Origin of the sequence: Hyphomonas pacifica, from assembly GCF_000682675.1 — a bacterium.
GTDB classification, from domain to species: Bacteria; Pseudomonadota; Alphaproteobacteria; order Caulobacterales; family Hyphomonadaceae; genus Hyphomonas; species Hyphomonas pacifica.
In genome coordinates, this window is sequence record NZ_AWFA01000042.1 from 1 (window position 1) to 18,898 (window position 18,898).

The following is an 18,898-nucleotide window of genomic DNA, read 5'->3' on the forward strand; positions in this document are numbered from 1 at the left end:
TCATCCTTCGACTTCGCTCAGGATGAGTCCGCGCTGGAGAAGTGCTCATGGCTCAAGCGACGTCGAAGCATGGGCGGGCCGAGGGGATTGTGCCCGCATCCCCTTGACCCATGGGGGTTTCTGCTTCATATGCCCCGCTTCCGTGGGAGGCTGTTAGCCCGGCCAGACCACGGGCCTCCAAAGTAACCGGGCGGATCGAAAGACCACCGCCCCATCTGAAACGTTCGAGAGGACACTATGGCTAAGAAACTGCTGGGGCATTTGAAGCTCCAGATTCCTGCCGGCCAAGCCAACCCGTCGCCGCCAGTCGGCCCGGCGCTCGGTCAGCGCGGAATCAACATCATGGAATTCTGTAAGGCGTTCAACGCCAAGACCCAGGGCATGGAGCCCGGTCTGCCGGTTCCAGTCGTGATTTCCTACTATCAGGACAAATCCTTCACCTTCGTCGTGAAGTCTCCGCCGGCCACTGTGCTGCTGAAAAAGGCTGCCAAGCTGAAGCTCGGCAAGAAGCCTGCTTCCGGCGCCAAGAAGCCCGGCTATGACATCGTCGGCAAGGTCACCATGGCTCAGGTTCGCGAAATCGCGGAAATGAAAATGGAAGACCTGAACGCCAACGACCTCGACGCAGCGTCCAAGATCATTGCCGGCTCTGCCCGCGCAATGGGCATCGAAGTGGTGGAGTAGGATCATGGCGAAACCAGGCAAGCGCGCACGCGCAATCAATGAAAGCGTCGACAAGGACAAGGCCTACACCATCACCGAAGCTGTGAAGCTGGTGAAGGAAAACGCCAAGGCCAAGTTTGACGAGACCGTCGAAATCGCCGTGAACCTCGGCGTTGACCCGAAATATGCTGACCAGATGGTCCGCGGTGTGGTCAACCTGCCGTCAGGCACCGGTAAAGACGTTCGCGTCGCTGTCTTCGCAAAAGACGCCAAGGCTGACGAAGCCAAGGAAGCCGGAGCCGATTTCGTCGGCGCCGAAGACCTGATGGAAAAAATCCAGGGTGGCTTCATGGACTTCGACCGCGTGATCGCGTCTCCGGACATGATGGCCGTTGTCGGCCGTCTGGGTAAGGTGCTGGGCCCGCGCGGCCTGATGCCGAACCCGAAAGTCGGCACTGTCACGCCGAACGTGGCCCAGGCTGTAAAAGATGCGAAATCCGGCTCTGTCGAATTCCGCGTCGAGAAGGCTGGTATCATTCACGCAGGTATCGGCAAGGCCAGCTTCTCTGAAGGCGATATCGAGAAGAACGTCAACGCGTTCCTCGACGCCCTGTCCAAAGCCCGTCCGTCGGGCGCAAAAGGCCAGTTCATCCGCAAGATCGCGCTGTCGTCCACCATGGGCGCAGGCGTTGTGATCGATACGGCTGAAGTCAGCCAGAAGGCCCCGCAATAAGGCCCCGCTGAAAAGCGAGAGAGAGATGAAGCCCGGTGCAGCAATGCACCGGGCTTTTTCGTTGTGGGACATGTGGTGGAGAGGGGGCATGGCAAACGTCCGCCTACGGCTTTGCCATACGCCCTCCGCCCTTCGGGCACCTCCCTCGCATGATGGGGGAGAAGAACCGCATGGATCATCAGCCTACGAAGGAGAGGCGGATGAAGGCGCCGCGGCCGGCACCGGGCAGACGGGCGCCGACGGTGACGTCACTGTCGGCATTGCGGTTATAGCCGGACAGGTGATCACGGGTGACCTGGTCCAGCAAATTCGCGACACCGGCAGACAGGCGCACGCCGTCTTTCACTTGCCAGTCGCCATATAGGCTGAACGTGACATAGCCGGGCGTGGCCTGTTCCATATTGGTGGCGGAGACATCATCCTGCTCTGCCACGGCACGGGTCTCGAAAGTGGCAGACCAGACGCTGCCTTCCCAGGTGAGGCCGGCGGTCAGGCTGGGCGGGGCGATGCGATAGAGATTGTCGTCAATATCGCGGCGCTCCCCGCGCACATAGGATATAACGGCATCGGCGCGCAGCGGGCCCGGCAGGTCCATTCCGGCATCGAGATCAAAGCCATAGAGGCGCGCTTCGGTATTGCTGAAACGCAGCAGCAGGGCGGCGGCCCCGTGCATGCTGGCGATCATTTCTTCCGGAGTGTCCGTCACGCGGGGCGTGTCATCAAAGGGCGTACCCTGAATGAAATTATCAATCTGGCGAATATATACCGTGGGCCGAATATAGGCTTTGGGCGTCACATAGTCGAACCCGGTCTCGGCGATCCAGGCGACTTCCGGTTTCAAGGTCTGGTCGCCCAGATAGATGTTGCCATCGGCAAGCCCGGCGCTGGAGCCTGAGGGCAGCCACTGGAACCGCTCAAGATAGCTCGGTGCGCGGGTCTTGCGGGCCAGCGTGACACGCCAGGTAAGGTCATCGGAAAGGGAACGCCAGAGGCGGGCGGAGGCGTCCACGGTCGTGTCGTCTCCGTCGCGGGGCGAGGCGTTGAAGGCATTGGCCAGGCTGACCGGCCCCATCATCACGGCAGAGCCCATCACGGCCTCGCCCGCTTTGGCATCATACTGATCAATTCGCAGGCCCAGCTCGCCCTCGAAATAGCCTAGATCACCGATCCATTCGGCAAAGCCACCATAGCGGTCAATCGTGATGTCAGGCAGGGAGCCCATATAATTGTCCAGATTGTCCGGGTCCACGACATAGACATTGTGATGCTCTGACGCGCCATCCAGGCCAAGCTGAAGCGAGCCGCCAAGCGCCGGGAAGGTGGCCGATAGATCCGCCGCCTTGGTGGTGGCATAGGCAAAGGCCTCGCGCTTCATCATGGAGGGGCGCAGGTCAAAATTGTTCATGGCGTGGGACACATCGGCATAGCTGGCCGAGGCCTTGACCCGCACGTCGCCGAACTCATTTTCATATCCGGCACGGGCAAAGTCTGTGTCCATGAAACGGATGTCCATGCCATAGGGCGGGTTGCCGCTATAGCCGGTATTCTGGCGGCGGCCTTCCAGCGTGAAGGTGCCGAGATCGGTGCGCAGGCCGGTGGAGAGGCCATAGACGCCGCGCTCGAATTCGGTGCCGCCAATCGTGCCGTCCTTATACTCCGTATCCACACCTTCCTCGAAGGAGGCGAGCAGATTTGCGCGCCATGTGTCTGTCGAGACGCCGATGACGCCGCCGGCGGCATAACTGTCATTCACGCTGCGCGCGCCAAGGGATGCATCATAGCCGAGCGTGGGCGTCGCACTGCTGGAGAAGTCCACCTTCTTGAAGACGGCATTGACGCCGCCGCCGAGGCCGGGGCCCGTCGAGACCGGGCTGACGCCGCGATCAATGACGACGGACGCGATCAGGGGCGTGGGCGCATAGTGGAAGGCCGGGTCCATCAAATTCGGACCGCCAGAGGCAATGCGCTGGCCATCAAGGCGCAGATTCATCCGCTCCCCAAACAGGCCGCGATACTGGACCTGGCCGGACAGTTCGCCATTGCCGATACGGGCGGCGCCGGGCGTGCGGGCGGTGAGATGGGTGATGTCCATGCCGGTCAGCGGGGCGGCTTCCGGCGCGATGGCGGTGTCTGTCGATGTGGTCAGCGGCTGGCCGGTGACGATGATGACATCCTGCAGGGCAGGCGCGGTGTCGTCTGTCTGGGCGTGGGCGGCAAGGCCGGGCAAAGCGAGGGCGATGAGGCCCGCGCCGGCCAGAAGGGTGCGTTTCATGATACATATCCTCTTCACCTGCCGGGTGGGGCAGGCGGTGTCTGATTGAATTTTGGGAGAAGGGTCAGATCAGACGGGAGAGAGGCGGTCCGCGGGCGGGCAGACGGGAATCGATGGGGCGTTCACGGAGGGGCACGGCATAAGGGCGTGCGCCAAGCAGGGGCAGGCCGAAGGCTGCGGGCTGGACCAGCAGCGATGGAGTATGCGGCAGGTCAAACGCCGCGGTGACGGCATAGGGGCAGTCCGGCTGGTCGGTCTGGTCATCCGTAGGCGGTGCATCCGGATCATAATCGGCGGGCAGTGATGTCAGTGTACGGGTTTGGGGATCGAGGCGCATCAGCCGGCCGGCGCCATCGCCGCACAGGCGGATGATGATGCTGCCATCCGCGGCGCTGTCCAGCATGTAGCCGCTGGGCACCGCGCCGCGCACGCCAAGGCCTGCCACAATCAGCAGCAGGGCAAGCGTTCTCAGATGGCGGAGCAAATCAGTCATCATTTCGCCCTTTAGACCCGTCGCCGCGATTTGCGAACGCGACACTTGCACACGGGGGGGGGCTGTGAGGCCAGCACACGCGCCGCTGGAGGCGGGGCCTCAGCGGGGATGGGGGGGCTGGCAATGGGGCGCGTGGCTCAGCTCGTATTTGGGGCTTCGGGCGCGAAGACATCATGGTCCAGCGCCATCAGGAGAAAGTACAGGCCCCGGTCGAGCGGGTCCATGTCTTCGGGCATGTCCGGCACGGGGCCGAGCGGCAGGGCGGGGCCAGCCTTTACGGGGCCGGTTTGCGCGGCGCGCTGGCGGGCGAGCCATCGGGCCATGCGTCGGGCATAGACATCGGTACGGTCGAACGCATCGCCGAGCGCCTTCATCCGGTGGATCAGGCAGTCTAGGGGCGTTTGAGGGGCTGGCGAAGGAAGGCGCGCGGGCGCGGGGGAAATGCCGGGCCGGGCGCTCTCATCCATTAGGGTGACACGCGGGCAGAGCGCCGCGGGCAGCCAGTCGTCCTGGGACGCGGCTTCCTGGGGCTTAACCTCCTGGGATTGGCGCGAGGGCGGCACGATCATGCGGAAGCGGGGGCAGGGCGGCGCCTCCGACGCGGCGCTGTCGGCGGGCGGGGGAAAGGGCTGACCATCGGTAAATGCGGGGCGCGTGGGGGAGGTCTCCGGCAGCCTGATCTGCAGGGCGCGCAGGCAGATCAGGCGGCGCATCATCGCTTCGGCCAGGCCAACCCGCTTCAGGCAGGCCTCGGCGGCCTCCATGCTGGTGGCACCGACCCGGCAGATCGTGGTGATCAGCGTCGCCAGCAGGGTGCGGGCGCGATCTTCAAGGGAGGCAAGGTCCGGCGACATGGACAGAAGTATCCCACAGCGCCGGGCGAGGGGGAGAAGTTTACCAGCCTATTTCGCAAGCCCTTGTTTTGATTGGAGGGAGGGCGCGGGAATTTGTCGAAAACGCGGGGGGTGGCGCCATGCGTCCACAGCTTGTATCACGTCTGAGGAATATGCCTCCGCCTGAAAGCTTGACTTTTTCTCACAATAGGGGGTTGCGGCGGTGAGGATAAAGCGTTAACAACCCCCTCTTGACGGGAGTACTCCGATATGCATCGGGGGCCTCCCGTTTTCCTGTCCTAGACCATAGGCCACTCTTTCGGGAGTGATAAAGACAGTTTCACTGTCACCTATGCAGACGGGGTGAGGCGTAGAATCGGTTCGGAAGCAGGGGGTTACAGGCCCTTTGTGGAATACCGGGCAGGCCAATCCCTGGGCAGGCGCTGGAAGGCTTTCGGGCCAGAAGGCGAATACCAGGGCGGCCGGATGGTCCGGGCGCCTCAAACTGGAGACCCGCTATGGATAAAGCTGGAAAAACTGTGGCTCTCGAAACCCTCAAAGGGGTGTTCGGCGAGTCCGGTGCTGTCGTTGTGACGCACTATACCGGTCTTACTGTTGCGGAAATGACCAAGCTGCGTGGCATGCTCCGCAAGGACGGCGCGCAGCTTAAGGTGGTCAAGAACCGTCTGGCGAAAATCGCCCTCGACGGCCAAGGTGGTGATGCTGCTCAGGACCTGTTCCAGGGCCCTGTGGCAATTGCCTACTCTCCGGACCCGGTGTCTGCTGCGAAAGCGGCTGACGAGTTTGCGAAAGAAAATCCCAAACTCGTGATCATCGGTGCGGTGATGGGTGAGCAGGTGCTCGATGCCAAAGGTGTCGAAAGCCTCGCAAAACTGCCATCTCTCGACCAGCTTCGTGGCAAGCTTATCGGCCTCCTGCAGGCACCGGCAACGAAAGTTGCGGGCGTTGTTCAGGCACCGGCTGGCCAGCTCGCTCGCGTGGTGGCTGCGTACGCCGACAAAGACGCCGCATAAGCCATCCGTTTTCGCTATTTAAGACTACAAACACCGAACCTAACAGGAATTTGAAAAATGGCAGATCTCGAAAAGATTGTCGAAGACCTCTCCGCCCTCACCGTGCTTGAGGCTGCTGAGCTTGCTAAACTGCTTGAAGACAAGTGGGGCGTTTCCGCTGCTGCTCCGGTTGCTGTCGCAGCCGTTGCTGGTGGTGACGCAGGCGGCGCTGCTGCTGCGGAAGAAAAAGACGAGTTCGACGTTGTCCTGACCGACGCTGGCGACAAGAAGATCAACGTGATCAAACTGGTCCGCGAAGTTCAGCCGTCCCTCGGCCTGAAAGAAGCTAAAGAGCTCGTCGAAGGCGCGCCGAAAGCTATCAAGGAAGGCGCTCCGAAAGCAGAAGCTGAAGAGCTCAAAAAGAAATTCGAAGAAGCTGGCGCGAAAATCGAGCTCAAATAAGCTCCGGCAACTTCAAATTCGGGCGGCGTTCGCGCGAGGCGCTGCTCTAGTAGAGAATTGCGCGGCGGTCTCAAAAGGGGCCGCCGCGAACTCGCGTTCTGGCGATAAAGTCTGCGGCCAGGTGGCCGGGGACACAAAAAATGGGATCCTGGGATGGCACTCTCCTTCACGGAAAAGAAACGTATCCGCAAATCCTTCGGGCGCATTCCCGAAGCCATCGAAATGCCAAACCTGATCGAGGTTCAGCGCGAAAGCTATGAACACTTCCTCCAGATGCACACCCCCTCTGAAAAGCGGACGGATGATGGTCTGGGCGGCGTGTTCAAGTCCGTGTTCCCGATCACTGACTTCTCCGAGCGGGCAACGCTCGAATATGTCTCTTACGAGTTTGAAGCGCCGAAATTCGACGTGGAAGAATGCATGCAGCGCGACCTGACCTTCCAGGCACCGCTGAAAGTGCGTCTCCAGCTGGTCGTTTTCGATGTCGACGAAGACACGGGCGCGCGCTCCGTCAAGGAAGTGAAAGAGCAGGAATGCTATCTCGGCGACATCCCGCTGATGACCGAGAAGGGTACCTTCGTGGTCAATGGCACCGAGCGGGTGATCGTCTCGCAGATGCACCGCTCTCCGGGCGTGTTCTTCGACCATGACAAGGGCAAGACGCATGCCTCCGGCAAACTGCTGTTCGCGGCGCGGATCATTCCGTATCGCGGCTCCTGGCTGGACTTCGAGTTCGACGCAAAAGACATCCTGAACATCCGGATCGACCGCAAGCGGAAGCTGCCGGCGACGACGATGCTCTACGCCCTCGGCTATGACACCGAGCAGATCCTGGACCTGTTCTACACCAACTCCATTTATCGCATGGACAAGAAGGGGTGGATCACCGGCTTCCGTGCCGAGGCCTGGAAAGGTGTGAAACCGGAATTCGATCTGGTCGACGCCAAAACCGGCAAGACGGTCGCTGAAGCCGGCAAGAAGATCACCGCCCTGAAAGCCAAGCGCATCGCCGAGGCTGACACGGACGAGATCATCGTGCCGTCCGACGCCCTGATCGGCAAATTCCTGGCCCGCGACGTCGTGAACAATGAAACCGGCGAGATATTCGGTGAAGCCGGTGACATGCTGGAAGAGGAAATGCTCGCCGAGATGCGCGATTACGGCATCACGACGATCGAAGTGCTCGACATTGACGCCTCCGGCCGTGGCCCGTGGCTGCGTAACACGCTGAAGGCCGACAAGAACGAAACCCGTTTCGAAGCCCTGTCCGACATCTACCGCGTGATGCGTCCGGGCGAGCCGCCGACCCAGGAAGCCGCTGACGCCCTGTTCGGCCAGCTCTTCTTCGATCCGGAGCGCTATGACCTCTCCGCCGTTGGCCGCGTGAAAATGAACATGCGTCTGAATGTCGGCGTGCCGGGCTATGAAGCCGCTGCAGACGACATGCGCGTACTGCGCAATGACGACATCATCGGCGTCATGAAGGTCATCCTGGACCTGAAAGACGGCAAGGGCGAAGTCGACGACATCGACAATCTCGGCAACCGCCGCGTCCGCTCCGTCGGCGAGCTGATGGAAAACAATTACCGCATCGGCCTCGTGCGCATGGAGCGCGCGATCAAGGAGCGTATGGGCTCTGTCGATATCGACACGGTGATGCCGCATGACCTGATCAATGCGAAGCCGGTTGTGGCCTCCGTCCGCGAATTCTTCGGCTCCTCGCAGCTGTCGCAGTTCATGGACCAGACCAACCCGCTGTCCGAGATCACCCACAAGCGTCGTCTCTCGGCGCTTGGACCGGGCGGTCTGACCCGCGAGCGTGCCGGCTTCGAAGTGCGCGACGTGCACCCGACCCACTATGGCCGTATCTGCCCGATCGAGACGCCGGAAGGCCCGAACATCGGTCTGATCAACTCCCTGGCCACGCATGCCCGCGTCAACAAGTATGGCTTCATCGAAAGCCCGTACCGGAAGGTCGTGAACGGCAAGCTGACCGACGAAGTGGTCTATCTGTCCGCCATGGAAGAGAGCATCTATTCCATCGCCCAGGCCAATGCGACGGTGAACGAGGCCGGCGAGCTGGCGAACGAATTCGTCAACGCCCGTGTGGCAGGCGAAGCGACCATGGTTGCCCGCGAAGATATCCAGTATATGGACGTCTCTCCGAAGCAGGTTGTCTCTGTTGCGGCCTCGCTGATCCCGTACCTTGAAAACGACGACGCCAACCGCGCCCTGATGGGGGCGAACATGCAGCGTCAGGCGGTGCCGCTTGTGCAGTCTGAAGCGCCGTTCGTTGGTACCGGCATGGAAGCAGTTGTGGCTCGTGACAGCCGCGCAGCCATTGTTGCCCGCCGGGCAGGGGTGGTTGAGCAGGTCGACGCGCTGCGGATCGTTGTGCGCGCCACGGAAGAACTCGAAGGCTCCAAATCGGGCGTCGATATCTACCGTCTCGCCAAGTTCCGCCGTTCGAACCAGAACAGCTGCATCAACCAGCGCCCGATCGTGCGCGTGGGCGACACCGTTGCGAAGAACGACATCATCGCAGACGGCCCGTCCACCGACATGGGTGAACTGGCTCTCGGCCGGAACGTGCTGGTCGCGTTCATGCCGTGGAATGGTTACAACTTCGAGGACTCCATCCTGATCTCCGAGCGGATCGTGAAAGACGACGTCTTCACCTCGATCCACATCGAGGAATTCGAAGTCGCCGCCCGCGACACGAAACTGGGACCGGAAGAAATCACCCGCGACATCCCGAATGTCGGCGAAGAAGCCCTGCGTAACCTCGACGAAGCCGGCATTGTTGCCGTCGGCGCCGAAGTGAAGGCAGGCGACATCCTCGTCGGCAAGGTGACGCCGAAGGGCGAAAGCCCGATGACGCCGGAAGAAAAACTCCTCCGCGCCATCTTCGGTGAGAAAGCCTCTGATGTTCGCGACACCTCCCTGCGCGTGCCTCCGGGCGACGCCGGTACGGTTGTTGATGTCCGCATCTTCAACCGCCACGGCATCGACAAGGACCAACGTGCCCTTCAGATCGAGCGTGAGCAGATCGAGAAGCTGCAGGAGGACAAAGAGGACGAACAGGCCATCCTGGAGCGCAACACGTATAACCGTCTGCGCGACCTGCTGATCGGCAAGGAAGCCGCTGCCGGGCCGAAAAACTTCGTACCGGGCAAGATCACGGCTGAGGCGCTGGACGAACTGTCCGAGACCCAGATGTGGGATATCGCCCTGAAGTCTGAAAAGGCCCAGGCTGATCTCGACGCCCTGAACGAACAGTTCGAAAACTCCATCAACGAGCTGGAAGCCCGCTTCAACGACAAGGTCGACAAGGTTCAGCGCGGCGATGACCTGCCTCCGGGCGTCATGAAGGTCGTCAAAGTGTTCCTGGCCGTGAAGCGCAAGCTGCAGCCGGGCGACAAGATGGCCGGCCGTCACGGGAACAAGGGGGTTATCTCCAAGATCAACCCGCAGGAAGACATGCCCTTCCTGGAAGACGGCACGCCGGTCGACATCGTGCTCAACCCGCTGGGCGTTCCGTCGCGTATGAACATTGGTCAGATCCTTGAGACGCATACAGGCTGGGCCTGCCGCGGTCTCGGCCGGATCATCGACAATGCCGTGGACGAATTCCACCAGAACAATGATGTCCAAGGTCTCCGCACCGCCCTGACCCAAGCCTATGGCGAGGAGCAGGAAATGCCGGAAACCGATGCCGAGATCATCGAACTGGCCGGAAACCTGCGCAATGGTGTGCCGATCGCAACGCCGGTCTTCGATGGTGCCCGCGAAAGCGACATCAACGGCCTGCTGGAGCGTGCCGGTCTCGATACTTCGGGCCAGGTTCGCATGTATGACGGCCGCACCGGTGAGGCGTTCAGCCGCCCGGTCACTGTGGGCTACAAATATCTTCTCAAACTGCACCACCTGGTCGACGAGAAGATCCACGCCCGTTCGACCGGTCCATACTCGCTCGTTACGCAGCAACCGTTGGGCGGCAAGGCCCAGTTTGGTGGCCAGCGCTTCGGGGAGATGGAGGTCTGGGCTCTGGAAGCCTATGGCGCCGCGTACACGCTGCAGGAAATGCTGACCGTGAAGTCCGACGACACGGCCGGCCGTGCCAAGGTCTACGAGGCGATCGTCCGCGGTGACGATACCTTCGAGGCAGGTATCCCGGAGAGCTTCAACGTGCTCATCAAGGAAATGCGCTCGCTCGGTCTCAATGTTGAGCTGATCGAGGAAGATTCCGGACGTGACGACGAAGACGAAGCCACCGTCGCCGCCGAGTAGAATGAGACTTAAACCGGACCGCCCCGCCATCCCGGCGGGGCGAACCGGACGAGACAAGATTTCATAGGGCAGGGGCCCGCCAGCCCCACGAACCAAGCCCACCCAAGGAGCAGACACCCATGCGCCAGGACGTCGCCAGTATTTTCAACCCGAATACACCCGCCCCGACTTTCGAGGCGATCCGTATCTCGATTGCCAGCCCGGAAAAAATCCGGTCCTGGTCTTCGGGCGAGATCAAGAAACCCGAAACCATCAACTACCGGACCTTCAAGCCGGAACGGGACGGCCTGTTCTGTGCCCGTATCTTCGGTCCGACGAAGGACTATGAGTGCCTTTGCGGCAAGTATAAGCGCATCAAGTATCGCGGCATCACCTGCGAGAAATGCGGCGTGGAAGTTACCCTGGCGCGCGTTCGCCGTGAGCGCATGGGCCATATCGACCTGGCCGCGCCGGTAGCGCACATCTGGTTCCTGAAATCGCTGCCGTCCCGGATTTCAACGCTGCTCGACATGGCGCTGAAAGACGTTGAGCGTGTGCTGTACTTCGAAAGCTACATCGTGGTTGAGCCCGGTCTGACCGAGCTTGAGCCGAAGCAGCTGCTCACCGAAGAAGAGTATATGGACAAGCAGGACGAGCTTGGCGAGGACGCGTTCACCGCCATGATCGGCGCGGAAGCCATCCGCGAACTGCTGATGCAGTTGGAGCTGCCGGTGCTGGCGGAAACGCTGCGCGAAGACCTGAAGGAATCCACGTCCGAGCTGAAGACCAAGAAGGTCTCCAAGCGCCTGAAAGTGGTTGAGTCCTTCCTGCAGTCCCGCGCCAAGCCGGAATGGATGATCCTGACCGTTGTGCCGGTCATTCCGCCGGATCTGCGTCCGCTGGTTCCGCTGGATGGTGGCCGTTTCGCCACGTCCGACCTTAACGACCTGTATCGCCGCGTGATCAACCGGAACAACCGCCTGAAGCGCCTGATGGAGCTTCGCGCGCCGGACATCATCATCCGCAACGAGAAGCGGATGCTGCAGGAATCCGTTGATGCCCTGTTCGACAATGGCCGCCGCGGCCGCACGATCACCGGCACCAACAAGCGTCCGCTGAAGTCGATCTCCGACATGCTGAAAGGCAAGCAGGGCCGCTTCCGTCAGAACCTTCTGGGCAAGCGCGTCGACTATTCCGGCCGGTCCGTCATCGTGGTGGGCCCGAGCCTGCGCCTGCACGAATGCGGCCTGCCGAAGAAGATGGCACTGGAGCTGTTCAAGCCGTTCATTTATGCCCGCCTCGACGCGAAGGGCCTGGCCGGTACGGTCAAGGCGGCGAAGAAGCTGGTTGAAAAGGAAAAGCCGGAAGTCTGGGATATCCTGGACGAAGTGATCCGTGAGCACCCGGTTCTGCTGAACCGCGCGCCGACGCTTCACCGTCTCGGCATCCAGGCCTTCGAGCCGAAACTGATCGAGGGCAAGGCCATCCAGCTGCACCCGCTGGTCTGTGCGGCCTTCAACGCCGACTTTGACGGTGACCAGATGGCTGTCCACGTTCCGCTGAGCCTTGAGGCCCAGCTGGAAGCCCGCGTGCTGATGATGTCTACGAACAACATCCTGTCCCCGGCAAACGGCAAGCCGATCATTGTTCCGTCCCAGGATATCGTTCTGGGTCTCTACTACCTGTCGCTGGATCTGGATGGCGAGCCGGGCGAAGGCATGATCTTCTCCGAAATGGCCGAAATCGAGCATGCGCTCGACAATGGTCTGATCAGCCTGCACTCCAAGATCAAGGCGATGTATGAAGGCGTTGATGATGAGGGCAATCCGTGGCGCCGCGTGATCGACACGACCGCGGGCCGCTTCATGATTGCCGACATCCTGCCGCGCATGAAGGGCATCCAGCCTGACCTGGTCAACACGACCATGACCAAGAAGACGATCTCCAAGATCATCGACGAGGTCTATCGTCTGTGCGGCCAGAAGGCGACGGTGATCTTCTGTGACAAGATGATGGGCCTGGGCTTCAAGGAAGCCTGTAAAGCCGGCATCTCGTTCGGCAAGGACGACATGGTCATCCCGGAAGCCAAGCAGAAACTGGTCGACGCGACGAAGGAGCAGGTCTCCGAGTATGAGCGTCAGTATGCTGATGGTCTGATCACCCGTGGTGAGAAGTACAACAAGGTGGTTGATGCCTGGTCGACATGTACCGACAAGGTGGCCGACGCCATGATGGACTCCTCTGCGCGGCCGCAAGCCGCCAAGGGTGTCCGCAAGGCCCAGATCAACTCGATCTTCATGATGGCCGACTCCGGTGCCCGTGGTTCGAAGAACCAGATGAAGCAGCTGGCCGGTATGCGCGGTCTGATGGCCAAGCCGTCGGGTGAAATCATCGAGACGCCGATCATCTCGAACTTCAAGGAAGGCCTGACCGTTCTTGAATACTTCAACTCCACCCACGGTGCCCGTAAGGGTCTCGCGGATACGGCTCTGAAAACCGCCAACTCCGGGTATCTGACCCGCCGTCTGGTCGACGTGGCCCAGGACTGCATCATCAACGAGGATGATTGCGGCACCGAGCGCGGCATCGACATCTCTGCCGTTCTGGAAGGCGCCGATGTGGTCGTCTCCCTGGCAGAGCGTATCCTGGGCCGTGTGACGGCTGAGGATGTGAAAGGCGTGGATGGCGATCTGGTCGTTCCGGCGAACACCTATATCGACGAAGACCTGGCCGAGACGATCGAGAAGGCCGGTGTGGACGTGATCAAGGCCCGCTCGCCGCTGACCTGTGAAACCAAGAACGGCATCTGTGCCCAATGCTATGGCCGTGACCTGGCCCGCGGCACGCCGGTCAACCGCGGCGAAGCGGTTGGCGTTATCGCGGCCCAGTCCATCGGTGAGCCGGGTACGCAGCTGACCATGCGGACGTTCCACATCGGTGGTGCGGCGCAGGTGGCGGACCAGTCCTCCATCGAGTCGAGCTTTGAAGGCACGATCCGCTTCAAGGATGCGGAATTCGTGGCCCGCAAGGACGAGTCGCTGGTGGTTGTTGGCCGCCGCATGCAGGTGGAACTGGTGGACGGCGATGGCCGGACCCGTCAGTCCTTCCGCCCGGCCTATGGTACGCGCCTGATGGTCAAGGATGGCCAGAAGGTGAAACCGGGCGTCCTGATGGCCGACTGGGACCCGTTTGCCCAGCCGATCGTCTCCGAAGTGGCCGGTCAGGCGAAGCTGGTTGACGTGATCGACGGTGTCTCCGTTCGCGAAGAGACCGACGAAGCGACGGGCATCTCCTCCCGCGTCGTCATCGACTGGCGCAGCGCCTCGAAATCTGCGGACATCAAACCGTCCATCCAGATTGTCGACAAGGACGGTACGCCGGTCAAACTGCCGAATGGCTCCGATGCAGTCTACCTGCTGTCTGTCGGCGCGATCCTGTCTGTTGCCGATGGGGACACGATCTCTGCCGGTGACACGCTGGCCCGTGTCACGACCGGCGGTGCGAAGACCAAGGACATCACCGGCGGTCTGCCGCGTGTGGCCGAACTGTTCGAAGCGCGTCGTCCGAAGGACCACGCCATCATCGCAGACATGGACGGCAAGGTCGTCTATGGCCGCGACTACAAGAACAAGCGTCGCGTCTCCATCGTGCCGATGGAAGAAGACAAGGAGCAGATCGATTACCTGGTGCCGAAAGGCAAGCACCTGGCCGTGCAGGATGGCGACTTCATCAAGCGCGGTGAGTATCTGATGGACGGTAACCCGGCCCCGCAGGACATCCTGTCCACCCTGGGTGTCGAACCGCTGGCCAACTACCTCATCGAGGAAGTCCAGAAGGTGTATCGTCTGCAGGGCGTGCCGATCAACGACAAGCACATCGAGGTGATCGTTCGCCAGATGCTGCAGAAGGTCGAGATCATCGATGGCGGTGATACGGGCCTGATCACGGGCGAACATGTCGATGTGATCGAGTTCGAGGAAGCCAACGAGATTGTCCGCAAGTCGCGCAAGAAGGACCAGAAGGAAGCCACCGCGAACCCGCTGCTGCTGGGTATCACGAAGGCCTCCCTGCAAACCCGGTCCTTCATCTCCGCGGCGTCCTTCCAGGAGACCACACGCGTGCTCACCGAGGCAGCGATCCAGGGCAAGATGGATACGCTGGAAGGCCTCAAGGAGAACGTTATCGTGGGCCGCCTGATCCCGGCCGGTACCGGCGGCGGCATCCGTGCGATGCGCCGTGTGGCTGCCGACCGCGACGCGAAGCTGAAAGCCAAGCGCGCGGCCAATGTGGCCAAGGAAGCGGCCGAAGTGCTCGAAGTGTCGGCCCTGCCGGCACCGGAAGCCCAGCCGGAAACCTCGGGCGAATAAGCGCCCGGCCATCCGGCCCGCTTGAGAAACACGGAAAAGCCTGCCAGTCTTGGCAGGCTTTTTTGCATTTGAAGGGCAGGGGCCGCCAAGGCCGGGCGAGGGAGCTGGCAGGATATGCAGTTTGGGCGGAAAGACGTGATCGGTGCGGCCTGCGCTGTGGTCAGCATCGGCCTGGTGGCATGGCTGGCACAGGATTCGCTGGCCCGTGCGGACTGCCGCGATCTGTTGCGCTGGAACGATTTCGCCTCTGTCGAGGGGGATGTCGAAGACCCCGAACTGGACGCACTGAAATCCCGGCTTGAAACAGGGCAGGGGAGTGAGGCAGAACGGGCCTGTGTCGCCCGGGTCGGGCTGCCATTCTAGCTTTCAGGTGCAAACCCGCTCAAATGGCTGAGGTTTAGCTGTAGCCATACAGCACCGGACCCTTGACGCCAGCGCCTGAGAGGCTTACACGCCACGCATCGTCAGAGAGGTGGATGGTCCAATAGGCCGTTTGCCGTACCGGTTCAGGCAGATCCGGCAAACTGACCCCCAAGTTTTCGTCTGTCCCGGAAGCCAATCCTCGGCCTTCGGGGCACAATTCGTTACCGGCCCATCGGGCCACTGAGAACAAAAGAGACAGAAGGCCCGAATGCCAACGATTCAACAGCTTATTCGCAATCCGCGTCAGCCGAAGCCGACGCGTACCAAAACACCGGCCCTCAAGGCTTGCCCACAGCGCCGTGGCGTCTGTACCCGCGTCTACACCACAACTCCGAAGAAGCCGAACTCAGCTCTTCGTAAAGTGGCCAAGGTGCGCCTGACGTCCGGTTTCGAATCGCTGTGCTACATTCCGGGCGAAGGCCACAACCTTCAGGAGCACTCCGTGGTCCTGATCCGTGGCGGCCGTGTGAAAGACCTTCCGGGTGTGCGCTACCACATCGTGCGTGGTGCCCTGGATACCCAACCCGTCAAAGACCGTAAGCAACGCCGTTCGCACTACGGCGCGAAAAAGCCGAAGTAAGGAAGCCGAACCATGTCTCGTCGTCACAGCGCAGAAAAGCGCCAAGTTCTTCCCGATCCGAAGTTCAAGGATGTGGTCGTTTCCAAGTTCATGAACCAGATCATGCGCGACGGCAAAAAGTCGACCGCCGAACGCATCGTTTATGGGGCATTCGATCTTGTGGAAGGCCGCGCCAAGAAGAACCCGGTAGAAGTGTTCCACGAAGCGCTCGAAGCCGTTGCTCCGGCTGTTGAGGTCCGCTCCCGCCGTGTGGGTGGTGCGACCTACCAGGTTCCGGTTGAAGTCCGTACCGAGCGCCGCCAGGCCTTGGCGATCCGCTGGCTGGCCGCTGCTGCTGCAGGCCGCAACGAGAACACCATGCGTGAGCGCCTCGCAGGCGAACTCATGGATGCAAGCCAAGGCCGCGGCAATGCCGTGAAAAAGCGGGAAGATACGCACCGCATGGCCGACGCCAACAAGGCGTTTTCTCACTACCGCTGGTAATCAGCACTGGAAGTCCGGGGCGATTGCGGGTAACGCGCCCGCAAATCGCCCCGAAATTCCTCCCGGACACCAGACACGAAGGTTTATCTCATGGCCCGCGAATATTCGTTGGAACGCTATCGTAACTTCGGCATCATGGCTCACATTGATGCTGGCAAGACGACCACGACCGAGCGTATCCTCTACTACACCGGCAAGTCCCACAAGATCGGCGAAGTCCATGACGGCGCTGCGACGATGGACTGGATGGAGCAGGAGCAGGAACGCGGCATCACGATCACGTCTGCTGCGACGACCACGTTCTGGTTCCGCACCGAAGACGGCGTGAACCCTACCGGCATCTATGGCGACACGCCGGACGAAGCCAAGTTCCGCTTCAACATTATTGATACGCCCGGACACGTTGACTTCACGATCGAAGTTGAGCGCTCCCTGGCTGTGCTCGATGGCGCTGTGTGCGTTCTCGACGCCAATGCCGGTGTCGAGCCGCAAACCGAGACCGTCTGGCGTCAGGCTGACCGCTACAAGGTTCCGCGCATCGTGTTCGTCAACAAGATGGACAAGATCGGCGCTGACTTCTTCAACTGTGTGAAGATGATCAAGGACCGTACGGGCGCCACGCCGGCTCCTATCCAGCTGCCGATCGGTTCCGAGACCGAGCTGGAAGGCCATGTCGACCTGATCACGATGCAGGAATGGGTCTGGGAAGGTGAAGACCTCGGCGCAAGCTGGGTGCTCAAGCCGATCCGTGACAGCCTGAAGGCCAAGGCCGAAGAGATGCGCGCCGAGCTCATCGAGATCGCCGTCGAAGTCGACGATGCGGCCATGGAAGCCTATCTCGAAGGCAATGAGCCGGATGAAGCCACGCTGCGCACGCTGATCCGCAAAGGTACGCTGGAAATGGCCTTCGTGCCGGTTCTGTGCGGCTCTGCATTTAAGAACAAAGGCGTGCAGCCGATGCTGAACGCTGTGATCGACTATCTGCCGGGCCCGCTCGACGTGCCGCCTTATATGGGCTTCGCACCGGGCGATGAGGATGAAGTGCGTAACATCGAGCGTAAAGCCGATGACAGCCAGCCTTTCTCCGGCCTTGCGTTCAAGATCATGAACGACCCTTATATGGGTACGCTGACCTTCACGCGGATCTATTCCGGTACGCTGTCCAAAGGCGACAGCTTCCTGAACGCCACGAAGGGCAAGAAAGAGCGCGTCGGCCGTATGGTGATGATGCACTCCAACAAGCAGGACGAGATCACGGAAGCCTATGCAGGTGACATCGTGGCGCTCGCCGGCCTGAAGGAGACCACCACGGGTGACACGGTCTGCGACCCGAACAAGCCAGTCGTGCTCGAGACGATGACCTTCCCGGAGCCGGTGATCGAAATCGCCGTCGAGCCGAAGTCGAAAGCTGACCAGGAGAAGATGTCGGTCGGTCTGCAGCGCCTTGCTGCCGAAGACCCGTCCTTCCGCGTCGAGACGAATTTCGAATCCGGCCAGACGATCATGAAAGGCATGGGCGAGCTTCACCTCGACATCCTGATCGACCGCCTGAAGCGCGAATTCAAGGTCGAAGCCAATATCGGTCAGCCTCAGGTGGCTTACCGTGAGAAGATCGGTCGCGCGGCAGAGATCGACTACACGCACAAGAAACAGTCCGGTGGTACCGGTCAGTTCGCCCGCGTGAAGCTGGAATTCGAGCCGCTGGAATCCGGTTCGGGCTTCGTGTTCGAAAGCAAGATCGTCGGCGGTGCTGTTCCGAAGGAATACATTCCGGGCGTCGAAAAAGGCCTCGAAATGGCCAAGGAAAACGGCCTTCTGGCTGGCTATCCGGTCACCGACTTCAAGGCCACGCTGGTCGATGGTGCGTTCCACGATGTGGACTCCTCGGTCCTGGCCTTCGAAATCGCAGCCCGCGCTGCCTTCCGCGAACTGAAAGGCCAGGGCGACCCGCGCCTGATGGAGCCGATCATGGCAGTGGAAGTTGTGACGCCGGAAGACTATATGGGTGACGTAATTGGCGACCTGAACTCCCGCCGCGGTCAAATCCAGGGCTCTGAGCCCCGGGGCAACGCGACGGTGATCAAGGCCTTCGTCCCGCTGGTCAACATGTTCGGTTACGTGTCCGACCTTCGCGGCATGTCACAGGGCCGCGCCCAGTTCACGATGCTCTTCAATCACTATGATGAAGTGCCGCGGGCTGAAGCGCAGAAGATCATTTCGGACGTCGCCGGTTCGTAAGGAAAGCAGGGCCCTCTTTGGGGCCATTAGTTAGAATAAAGGAGAGGCCCGATGGCCAAGGCAAAGTTT

Annotated in this window: 13 protein-coding genes; 10 read left to right on the forward strand and 3 right to left on the reverse strand. The window is 61.1% G+C overall.

Translation table 11 applies throughout. The features are described from left to right. Positions 1 to 237: 237 nt before the first annotated feature. Positions 238 to 684, forward strand: a complete 447-nt coding sequence (gene rplK, locus HY2_RS12330) for a 50S ribosomal protein L11 (protein ID WP_034795675.1) — start codon at positions 238 to 240, stop codon at positions 682 to 684. Between the two features lie 4 nt (positions 685 to 688). After that, a complete protein-coding gene (gene rplA / locus HY2_RS12335) occupies positions 689 to 1,396 on the forward strand; it encodes a 50S ribosomal protein L1 (RefSeq protein ID WP_034828080.1) in 708 nt (235 codons plus the stop codon). A gap of 178 nt (positions 1,397 to 1,574) precedes the next feature. Here rplA and HY2_RS12340 read toward each other — a convergent pair whose 3' ends face one another. The 3 genes from HY2_RS12340 to HY2_RS12350 all read right to left on the reverse strand — a co-directional run bounded on the left by HY2_RS12340 (position 1,575) and on the right by HY2_RS12350 (position 5,015). Further along, positions 1,575 to 3,668 carry a TonB-dependent receptor plug domain-containing protein gene (locus HY2_RS12340; RefSeq protein WP_034828081.1) on the reverse strand — a complete coding sequence of 698 codons (2,094 nt, stop codon included), beginning with the start codon at positions 3,666 to 3,668 and terminating at the stop codon, positions 1,575 to 1,577. A gap of 64 nt (positions 3,669 to 3,732) precedes the next feature. Next, on the reverse strand, positions 3,733 to 4,161 hold the full coding sequence (locus tag HY2_RS12345; protein ID WP_146617207.1) for a hypothetical protein: 429 nt from the start codon (positions 4,159 to 4,161) through the stop codon (positions 3,733 to 3,735). A gap of 137 nt (positions 4,162 to 4,298) precedes the next feature. Beyond that, positions 4,299 to 5,015 carry a hypothetical protein gene (locus HY2_RS12350; protein WP_034828084.1) on the reverse strand — a complete coding sequence of 239 codons (717 nt, stop codon included), beginning with the start codon at positions 5,013 to 5,015 and terminating at the stop codon, positions 4,299 to 4,301. 497 nt (positions 5,016 to 5,512) lie between these two features. Here HY2_RS12350 and rplJ point away from each other — a divergent pair, with 497 nt between their 5' ends. From rplJ to fusA, 8 genes are all read left to right on the forward strand, one after another. Beyond that, a complete protein-coding gene (rplJ, locus tag HY2_RS12355; RefSeq protein WP_034828085.1) occupies positions 5,513 to 6,028 on the forward strand; it encodes a 50S ribosomal protein L10 in 516 nt (171 codons plus the stop codon). A gap of 57 nt (positions 6,029 to 6,085) precedes the next feature. Then, positions 6,086 to 6,469 carry a 50S ribosomal protein L7/L12 gene (rplL, locus tag HY2_RS12360; RefSeq protein WP_034828086.1) on the forward strand — a complete coding sequence of 128 codons (384 nt, stop codon included), beginning with the start codon at positions 6,086 to 6,088 and terminating at the stop codon, positions 6,467 to 6,469. A 153-nt stretch (positions 6,470 to 6,622) separates the two neighbouring features. Beyond that, entirely contained in the window at positions 6,623 to 10,759 is a 4,137-nt protein-coding gene (rpoB, locus tag HY2_RS12365) for a DNA-directed RNA polymerase subunit beta (RefSeq protein WP_034828087.1), read from the forward strand. Positions 10,760 to 10,878: 119 nt separating this feature from the next. Beyond that, positions 10,879 to 15,105 carry a DNA-directed RNA polymerase subunit beta' gene (gene rpoC, locus HY2_RS12370; protein ID WP_034828089.1) on the forward strand — a complete coding sequence of 1,409 codons (4,227 nt, stop codon included), beginning with the start codon at positions 10,879 to 10,881 and terminating at the stop codon, positions 15,103 to 15,105. Between the two features lie 114 nt (positions 15,106 to 15,219). After that, positions 15,220 to 15,468, forward strand: coding sequence for a hypothetical protein (locus tag HY2_RS12375; RefSeq protein WP_034828091.1), 249 nt, complete (start codon positions 15,220 to 15,222; stop codon positions 15,466 to 15,468). Between the two features lie 268 nt (positions 15,469 to 15,736). Beyond that, positions 15,737 to 16,108: a 30S ribosomal protein S12 gene (gene rpsL, locus HY2_RS12380; protein ID WP_034828093.1), complete on the forward strand. Its 372-nt coding sequence runs from the start codon at positions 15,737 to 15,739 to the stop codon at positions 16,106 to 16,108. Positions 16,109 to 16,120: 12 nt separating this feature from the next. Continuing rightward, complete coding sequence (gene rpsG, locus HY2_RS12385) at positions 16,121 to 16,591, forward strand: 30S ribosomal protein S7 (protein WP_034795621.1); 471 nt, start codon at positions 16,121 to 16,123, stop codon at positions 16,589 to 16,591. Positions 16,592 to 16,681: 90 nt separating this feature from the next. Further along, positions 16,682 to 18,829 (forward strand): elongation factor G, encoded by a 2,148-nt coding sequence (gene fusA / locus HY2_RS12390; RefSeq protein WP_034828095.1) that lies wholly within the window; start codon positions 16,682 to 16,684, stop codon positions 18,827 to 18,829. Positions 18,830 to 18,898 lie beyond the last annotated feature (69 nt).